The following is a 2,403-nucleotide window of genomic DNA, read 5'->3' on the forward strand; positions in this document are numbered from 1 at the left end:
CAAGGCTGGGAGCCGGTTTCAGCAAGGAGCATTTATTTGATCTTGAACACGGCAGGCTTCCCGACCCTGTGGCGGACGCTATCAAACTTGTGCTGAGGGAAACGGATAAAATAGACGGGCGTGTCAAGAGACTTGAGGAGATGGAAGGCGTGATAAGCAAAATAGATGAGCGGCTTGAGGCCCAAAAGAAAAAAATAGAGCAGGTTTTTTCAAAACCAGGAGATGAAAAATTCAGAGAGGGAGAGGGGATATGATATATCTTGATCACAACGCCACAACGCCCGTGCATCCCGAAGTGCTGGACGCGATGCTGCCTTTTTATAAGGAAGTTTACGGCAACGCCTCCAGTATTCACGCTTTCGGCCGCGCGGCGCGCTCGGCGGTTGAGGAATCAAGAGAGAAGATAGCCGCTTTTATCGGCGCCTCGGAGGATGAGATCATTTTCACATCCGGCGGCACCGAATCAGATAACACGGCTATCAGGGGAGTGATGGAGGCCAACGCGTCAAAAGGCAACCACATTATAACTTCCGTCATAGAACATCACGCCGTCCTGAATACCTGTAAGTATCTCGAAAAGAAGGGATTCAGGGTGACATATCTTCCCGTTGATGAATTCGGCGTCATAAGTATTGATGAGCTTAAAAAGGCGATAACGGATGAGACGGTTCTCATAACGATCATGCACGCGAATAATGAGACGGGAACGCTCCAGCCCCTCGTAGAGATCGGCGCTATCGCGAGGGAAAAGGGGATCATATTTCACAGCGACGCCGTGCAGTCTTTAACGAAAGTGCCGTTGAATGTTGATAAGATGAATGCGGATCTGCTCTCATTTTCCGGACACAAAATTTACGCGCCCAAAGGCGCGGGGGTGCTGTATAAGAGAAAAGGCGTAAAAATGTCGCCTCTGCTCCTTGGCGGCCACCACGAAAAAAACAGGCGGGCGGGTACGGAAAATGTCGCGGGGATAGTGGGCTTTGCAAAGGCGATTGAAATAGCCCGCCGCGACGGCGATTCCTTGAATAAACGCATAGAGGGTTTGAGAGACAGATTGTGGAAGGGCATCAAGGACAACATAAAGGATGTAAAGCTGAACGGCCATCCGGATAAAAGGACGCCGAACACGCTGAATGTTTCGTTCAAATTTGTGGAAGGTGAGTCGATCATCCTTAATCTGGATATGGAGGGCGTGGCTGTCTCATCCGGTTCGGCCTGTACCTCGGGCTCGCTTTCGGCATCGCATGTTCTGCTGGCCATGGGCCTGGACCACGCCATCGCGCAGGGTTCCATAAGGTTCAGCCTGGGAAAAGATAACAGTGAGGAAGATATTGATTTTGTCACAGGCATCCTCCCCGGGATCATAAATAAATTGAGAGCGATGTCGCCGTTGTATGAGCAGTGAGAACTGAGAAAATGGTCAAAATTAAAGTTGAACTTTTTGGGCCGCTCAACAGTCCGCACGGAAAGAAGTTTATTAAAGAAATAGGACGTAATATCAGTATTGAAGAATTTATGGAAAAGGAACTTCAATATCAAAAGTCGGCCATCGCTTTTTTTGTCTATCTCGTGAACGGAAAGCGAGTTGATAAGAACACAATTCTAAAGACGGGAAACGACTTGCAGATATTTCATCCTATCGGCGGCGGATGAAATAAGATGGACGAGAGACAAACGCCGCCAGCGGTCGCGTAGACGATTAATGAAGAAAGGGTTATCATCAAAAATGGAATTAAAAAATATAACTGAAAATTTAATACTTGAGTATGTTGAAAAATATGACAAGAATGAGGGGACGTATTTAGCAGATCAAGCTATTACGCAATTATTTGGGACATTTCCAAATAATATTGAAATCAAAGATATTTTATTGAAGGTGGGTGTTATTGATAATTTTTATAGCACACATCTTTATGCTACTTTTACAATGGCAAAACACATACAAGATTTGGGAGTTGATTCGTATATCAAAACAGGCGACCCAAAGATAGTAAATCTAATAGCTAATATTACAATATCGGGAAAGTTAAAAAAATGTTATTCCTTTGCTACTAAATACTGTAGTTGGCATAATCAAAACGAGTATCCTATATTTGATAGGTATGTTGAAAATATTTTAGTTGAATATCAAAAGAAGGATAGTTTTTCAAAATTTAAAAAAGACGAATTGAGGAATTACATCAAGTTTAAAAACACTCTTGAAGATTTTAGAAAATATTATAGGGTAGAGAACCTTAGTTTTAGGCAAATAGATAAATTTCTATGGCTAGATGGAAAGGAAATTATCAAACTAAAGGAACAACCAGTAGAAGAAGTTCCGCAATTTATAGATAACTTAAAATCTCTAAAAACAGCATTTGAATACAAGAACGACGATGAAAATGAGACAATTCGTCTTTTTTA

The 2,403-nt window shown here is 42.9% G+C and carries 3 protein-coding genes; all 3 read left to right on the plus strand.

The features are described 5' to 3' along the window. Positions 1-250: 250 nt before the first annotated feature. Positions 251-1,405, plus strand: a complete 1,155-nt coding sequence (nifS, locus tag FP827_03735; protein ID MBA3052186.1) for a cysteine desulfurase NifS — start codon at positions 251-253, stop codon at positions 1,403-1,405. An 11-nt stretch (positions 1,406-1,416) separates the two neighbouring features. After that, the gene (locus tag FP827_03740) at positions 1,417-1,653 is read left to right on the plus strand and encodes a sulfur carrier protein ThiS (protein MBA3052187.1); all 237 of its coding nucleotides are present in this window, start codon (positions 1,417-1,419) and stop codon (positions 1,651-1,653) included. A 49-nt stretch (positions 1,654-1,702) separates the two neighbouring features. Continuing rightward, on the plus strand, positions 1,703-2,403 hold a 701-nt coding region (locus FP827_03745; GenBank protein MBA3052188.1), incomplete at its 3' end, for a hypothetical protein.

Source organism: Candidatus Omnitrophota bacterium (assembly GCA_013791745.1).
Classification (GTDB): domain Bacteria; phylum CG03; class CG03; order CG03; family CG03; genus CG03.

Coding starts and splice junctions, on each gene's coding strand:
- nifS (MBA3052186.1), top strand. CDS start 251: ATGATATATCTTGATCACAACGCCACAACGCCCGTGCATCCCGAAGTG.
- FP827_03740 (MBA3052187.1), top strand. CDS start 1,417: ATGGTCAAAATTAAAGTTGAACTTTTTGGGCCGCTCAACAGTCCGCAC.